The sequence below is a fragment of the Providencia sp. wls1914 genome (genome assembly GCF_009706645.1).
Taxonomy (GTDB): domain Bacteria; phylum Pseudomonadota; class Gammaproteobacteria; order Enterobacterales; family Enterobacteriaceae; genus Providencia; species Providencia zhijiangensis.
Map to the genome: position 1 here is coordinate 180,539 of NZ_WLUN01000017.1, position 6,674 is coordinate 187,212.

3 protein-coding genes and 1 rRNA gene are annotated in these 6,674 nt (G+C 44.8%); all 4 read left to right on the forward strand.

The window, feature by feature from the left end; all coding sequences use genetic code 11:
* Positions 1-123 precede the first annotated feature (123 nt).
* The 4 genes from rluD to GKR74_RS17275 all read left to right on the forward strand — a co-directional run bounded on the left by rluD (position 124) and on the right by GKR74_RS17275 (position 6,631).
* Positions 124-1,101, forward strand: a complete 978-nt coding sequence (gene rluD / locus GKR74_RS17260; RefSeq protein ID WP_154604589.1) for a 23S rRNA pseudouridine(1911/1915/1917) synthase RluD — start codon at positions 124-126, stop codon at positions 1,099-1,101.
* Positions 1,101-1,835: a purine nucleoside phosphorylase YfiH gene (yfiH, locus tag GKR74_RS17265; protein ID WP_154604590.1), complete on the forward strand. Its 735-nt coding sequence runs from the start codon at positions 1,101-1,103 to the stop codon at positions 1,833-1,835. Before rluD ends, yfiH begins: the two co-directional genes overlap by 1 nt.
* Positions 1,836-1,960: 125 nt before the next feature.
* On the forward strand, positions 1,961-4,534 hold the full coding sequence (gene clpB, locus GKR74_RS17270) for an ATP-dependent chaperone ClpB (RefSeq protein WP_154604591.1): 2,574 nt from the start codon (positions 1,961-1,963) through the stop codon (positions 4,532-4,534).
* 556 nt (positions 4,535-5,090) lie between these two features.
* A 16S ribosomal RNA gene (locus GKR74_RS17275) occupies positions 5,091-6,631 on the forward strand.
* Positions 6,632-6,674 lie beyond the last annotated feature (43 nt).

Sequence of the window (6,674 nt, forward strand, 5' to 3'; positions counted from 1 at the left end):
CCTCTGACTGTATCGAGGGAGTCTATCCGTAAGGCTCCCGGCAAAATTCGAGTTACAATAGCATACATTTTAAATGAAACGGCAGCGCCGTCAAAACACAAACACCAAAAAGTAGATTAATTTATGGCTCAACAAGTACAATTAAGTGCAACTATCGCTGAATCACAGCTTGGTCAACGTTTAGATCAAGCTTTGGCTGAATTGTTCCCCGATTATTCACGTTCTCGAATAAAAGAATGGATTTTAGACGATAGAGTGCAGGTTAACGGCAAAGTTATCAATAAGGCAAAAGAAAAAGTTTTAGGTGGTGAACAAATTTCCATCGATGCCTTAATTGAAGAAGATTCCCGTTGGGAACCTCAAGATATTCCACTTGACGTTGTTTATGAAGATGAAGATATCCTAATTATTAATAAACCGCGTGATTTAGTTGTTCATCCAGGGGCTGGCAACCCGGACGGAACCATTTTAAACGCATTATTATATCGCTATCCTGAAATCGCGGATGTACCAAGAGCGGGTATTGTTCACCGTTTAGACAAAGACACAACTGGGCTGATGGTTGTCGCTAAAACGGTTCCAGCACAAACTCACTTAGTGGAAGCGTTGCAACGTCGTGAAATTACGCGTGAATATGAAGCGGTCGCCGTTGGTCGTATGACTGCGGGTGGTATGGTGGAAGAGCCAATTTCTCGCCATCCAACCAAAAGAACGCACATGGCAGTGCATCCAATGGGCAAACCTGCGGTGACTCACTATCGTGTAATGGAACATTTCCGTGCACATACGCGCTTACGTTTACGCTTAGAAACTGGCAGAACGCACCAAATCCGTGTTCATATGGCGCATATCAACCATCCATTAATTGGCGACCCATTATACGGTGGTCGACCACGCCCACTGAAAGGAGCAACAGAAGAGTTCCTCGAAGTGATGCGTAGTTTTGATAGACAAGCGCTGCACGCAACAATGCTGCGTCTTTATCACCCAATTACCGGCATTCAAATGGAATGGCATGCGCCATTACCTGATGATATGGTGAAATTGATTGAAGCACTGAAAGCTGACACTGAACTTCATAAAGACGATATGGACTGGTAATGAATACGTTGATTTTCCCTGATTGGCCGCAGCCTAAAAATATTTCAACATGCAGTACAACTCGTGCTGGTGGAGTGAGCCTTCCACCTTTTGATAGCCTAAATTTAGGTGACCATGTTGAGGATTTGCCTGAGGCAGTCAGTGAAAATCGTCATCGTCTTGAAAAGCTTGCTCAATTGCCACAGCAACCTGTGTGGCTTGAGCAAGTACATGGTACTCATGTTCTGCATTTAACGGGAAGCGAGATTAAAAATCGCCAAGCGGATGCGGTGTATACCAATCAAGTCGGTCAAGTATGTGCCATCATGACGGCGGATTGCTTGCCAGTATTGTTTTTCAGCCGCGATGGTAAAGAAGTAGCAGCCGCTCATGCTGGGTGGCGAGGTCTCTGCAATGGCGTATTGGAAAATACGCTAGCGGCATTTAATGCACAACCAAGTGACATTATGGCGTGGATGGGGCCCGCTATTGGTCCTGAGAGATTTGAAGTTGGTGTAGAAGTTAAACAAGCATTTACTCATCAATCAGCCGATCTTGCGGATGCGTTTACACCTTACAATGACAAATTTCTGGCAAACATCTATTTACTCGCACGTAAAAAGCTACAAGCAGCGGGCGTTTCCGCTATTTATGGCGGTGAATTTTGTACAGTAAGTGATGAAAACAGATTTTTTTCCTACCGACGCGAGGGACGAACAGGAAGAATGGCATCCCTTATATGGATAAATAACTAGTTCATGGAATAATATTCCAAATTAACAAATATTGAAAAAATAATCCCACCTAAAACTTGAATATTTAAAAACAGACCGCATCTTATCTCCAGTAGCAAATTTAATCATATTCTATTGGAGGTGTTATGCGTCTGGATCGTTTAACTAATAAATTCCAGCAAGCTCTCGCTGACGCCCAGTCATTAGCCCTTGGGCGCGAAAATCAGTTTATTGAACCAATTCATTTACTCAGTGCTTTGTTTAATCAAGAAAGTGGCACCGTGCGTCCATTATTGACGACGCTCGGCGTGAACGCAGTTGCGTTCGAAAACAAAATTGAAGATGCATTGGCTCGGCTCCCTCAAGTACAAGGTGTTGCTGGGGATGTACAACCATCAAGTGACTTAATGCGTCATTTGAACTTATGTGACCAGCTTGCTCAGAAAAATGGGGATGACTTTATCTCCTCAGAACTATTTCTGCTCGCTGCTTTAGAAGCCAATACAACCCTCGCTGATATGTTAAAAGCAGCAGGTGTTAATAAAGACAATTTGAAAAAGGCAATAGAACAGATGCGTGGTGGCGAAAAAGTGAATGACCAAAGCGCTGAAGACCAGCGCCAAGCTTTGAAAAAATTTACTGTTGATTTAACCGAACGTGCAGAACAAGGGAAATTAGACCCTGTGATTGGTCGTGATGAAGAAATTCGTCGTACCATCCAAGTATTACAACGTCGTACTAAAAATAACCCAGTATTAATTGGTGAACCTGGTGTAGGTAAAACAGCGATTGTTGAAGGACTTGCACAGCGTATCGTCAATGGTGAAGTCCCTGAAGGATTGAAAAACAAACGTGTATTATCACTGGATATGGGCGCACTGATTGCAGGGGCGAAATATCGTGGTGAATTTGAAGAGCGCTTGAAAGGTGTTCTGAATGACCTTGCTAAACAAGAAGGTAACGTCATTCTGTTTATCGATGAATTGCATACTATGGTAGGTGCGGGTAAAGCCGACGGTGCGATGGATGCCGGTAACATGTTAAAACCTGCACTGGCTCGTGGTGAACTGCACTGTGTGGGGGCAACAACTCTTGATGAATATCGTCAATATATAGAGAAAGACCCTGCGTTAGAGCGTCGTTTCCAAAAAGTATATGTTGCAGAACCATCAGTCGAAGACACCATCGCTATCTTGCGTGGTTTGAAAGAGCGTTATGAGTTGCACCATCATGTGCAAATTACTGACCCTGCAATTGTTGCGGCTGCTACATTATCGCACCGCTACATTACTGACCGTATGCTGCCAGACAAAGCTATCGACTTAATCGATGAAGCGGGCGCTAGCTTACGTATGCAGATGGATTCAAAACCAGAATCTTTAGACAGACTGGAAAGACGTATTATCCAATTAAAACTGGAACAACAGGCACTGAAAAAAGAGTCGGATGATGCCAGTAAAAAACGTCTGGAAATGTTAGAAGAAGAACTGGCGGAAAAAGAGCGGGAATATTCTGCATTAGAAGAAGAGTGGAAAGCAGAGAAAGCATCATTAACTGGCACTCAACACATTAAAGCTGAATTAGAAAATACGCGTATTGAGATGGAAAAAGCGCGTCGTAATGGCGATTTAGCAAAAATGTCTGAGTTGCAGTATGGACGTATTCCTGAGTTAGAAAAACAGTTAGAAGCAGCGACGAAAGCAGAAGGTAAAAGCATGAAGCTTTTACGTAATAAAGTCACTGATGTCGAAATAGCAGAAATTCTGGCTCGTTGGACAGGTATTCCAGTATCAAGAATGCTTGAAAGCGAAAGAGAAAAACTGTTACGAATGGAACAACAGCTGCACCAACGTGTGATTGGTCAAGATGAAGCGGTTGTGGCCGTGTCGAATGCTATCCGTCGTAGTCGTGCAGGGTTATCGGATCCTAACCGCCCAATTGGTTCGTTTATGTTCTTAGGCCCTACTGGGGTAGGTAAAACTGAATTATGTAAGGCACTGGCAAACTTTATGTTTGATAGTGACGACGCCATGGTTCGTATCGATATGTCCGAGTTCATGGAGAAACACTCCGTATCTCGTTTAGTCGGTGCACCTCCAGGATATGTGGGCTATGAAGAAGGCGGTTATTTAACTGAAGCGGTAAGACGCCGTCCATATTCAGTTATTTTGCTGGACGAAGTTGAAAAAGCACACCCAGATGTATTTAACATCTTGCTGCAAGTATTAGATGACGGTCGTTTAACTGATGGACAAGGTAGAACGGTAGATTTCCGTAATACTGTAATTATCATGACGTCAAACTTAGGTTCCGATCTTATCCAAGAACGTTTTGGCATGATCGGTTATTCAGAAATGAAAGATATGGTGATGGAAGTTGTTGCTCATAACTTCAGACCTGAATTTATTAACCGTATTGATGAAGTCGTGGTATTCCATCCATTAGGTAAAGAGCAAATTACGAATATTGCGAATATTCAATTAGCTCGTTTATATAAACGTTTGGAAGAACATGGTTATGAAGTCACTGCAACAGCGGCTGCATTAGAGAAAATTGGTGAAGCTGGTTTCGACCCAATCTTTGGTGCTCGTCCGTTGAAACGTGCGATTCAGCAAGAGATTGAAAATCCACTGGCACAAGAAATTCTGTCAGGCAGATTAATCCCAGGTAAACCAATTACTCTGGATGTTGAAAACGATGAAATCGTAGCGAAGCAGTAAGTAAGCGCTCGGTTATTATCGAAAAGTAAGTTTAAAAGGCGACCCTAAGGTCGCCTTTTTCATGACTATAATGGCAAAATGAATACAAAAATGGCGTTTTTTGTTGAAAAAACACACTTGAAGTATAAAGGGTAATCAGTTGGAAATTATTTTTCAAAAAACACTTGCCAGATTTTTCTGACTCCCTATAATGCGCATCCACTGACCGGGAACAAGCCAACGCAAAGCGCGATGGACACTGAACCGGCAGCGAGAGAATCTGAAAAGATTAAGCAAAAAAATGCTTGACTCTCACTGAGGAAAGCGTAATATACGCCACCTCGCGACAACGACCTAAGTTGATAAAAACTGAGTCGAATTTCTCAAGAAATGTCGCACCGCTCTTTAACAATTTATCAGACAATCTGTGTGGGCACTCACAGGACACTATCAAAAAAATATTTGATTTTAAGTCTTGAAGAGTGACTAACACGTTAATTCATATATATGAACTAATAGGTAATTTGGTTTCTTCGGAAATCAAACGACAGTAACATTCTTTGAGCATCAAGCTTTTTAATTGAAGAGTTTGATCATGGCTCAGATTGAACGCTGGCGGCAGGCCTAACACATGCAAGTCGAGCGGTAACAGGGGAAGCTTGCTTCTCGCTGACGAGCGGCGGACGGGTGAGTAATGTATGGGGATCTGCCCGATAGAGGGGGATAACTACTGGAAACGGTAGCTAATACCGCATAATCTCTAAGGAGCAAAGCAGGGGAACTTCGGTCCTTGCGCTATCGGATGAACCCATATGGGATTAGCTAGTTGGTGAGGTAATGGCTCACCAAGGCGACGATCCCTAGCTGGTCTGAGAGGATGATCAGCCACACTGGGACTGAGACACGGCCCAGACTCCTACGGGAGGCAGCAGTGGGGAATATTGCACAATGGGCGCAAGCCTGATGCAGCCATGCCGCGTGTATGAAGAAGGCCTTAGGGTTGTAAAGTACTTTCAGTTGGGAGGAAGGCGTTGATGCTAATATCATCAACGATTGACGTTACCAACAGAAGAAGCACCGGCTAACTCCGTGCCAGCAGCCGCGGTAATACGGAGGGTGCAAGCGTTAATCGGAATTACTGGGCGTAAAGCGCACGCAGGCGGTTGATTAAGTTAGATGTGAAATCCCCGGGCTTAACCTGGGAATGGCATCTAAGACTGGTCAGCTAGAGTCTTGTAGAGGGGGGTAGAATTCCATGTGTAGCGGTGAAATGCGTAGAGATGTGGAGGAATACCGGTGGCGAAGGCGGCCCCCTGGACAAAGACTGACGCTCAGGTGCGAAAGCGTGGGGAGCAAACAGGATTAGATACCCTGGTAGTCCACGCTGTAAACGATGTCGATTTGGAGGTTGTTCCCTTGAGGAGTGGCTTCCGGAGCTAACGCGTTAAATCGACCGCCTGGGGAGTACGGCCGCAAGGTTAAAACTCAAATGAATTGACGGGGGCCCGCACAAGCGGTGGAGCATGTGGTTTAATTCGATGCAACGCGAAGAACCTTACCTACTCTTGACATCCAGAGAATTTAGCAGAGATGCTTTAGTGCCTTCGGGAACTCTGAGACAGGTGCTGCATGGCTGTCGTCAGCTCGTGTTGTGAAATGTTGGGTTAAGTCCCGCAACGAGCGCAACCCTTATCCTTTGTTGCCAGCACGTAATGGTGGGAACTCAAAGGAGACTGCCGGTGATAAACCGGAGGAAGGTGGGGATGACGTCAAGTCATCATGGCCCTTACGAGTAGGGCTACACACGTGCTACAATGGCGTATACAAAGAGAAGCGACCTCGCGAGAGCAAGCGGAACTCATAAAGTACGTCGTAGTCCGGATTGGAGTCTGCAACTCGACTCCATGAAGTCGGAATCGCTAGTAATCGTAGATCAGAATGCTACGGTGAATACGTTCCCGGGCCTTGTACACACCGCCCGTCACACCATGGGAGTGGGTTGCAAAAGAAGTAGGTAGCTTAACCTTCGGGAGGGCGCTTACCACTTTGTGATTCATGACTGGGGTGAAGTCGTAACAAGGTAACCGTAGGGGAACCTGCGGTTGGATCACCTCCTTACCATTGAAGTGTACTTGTGAAGTGCTCACACAGATTGTCTGAT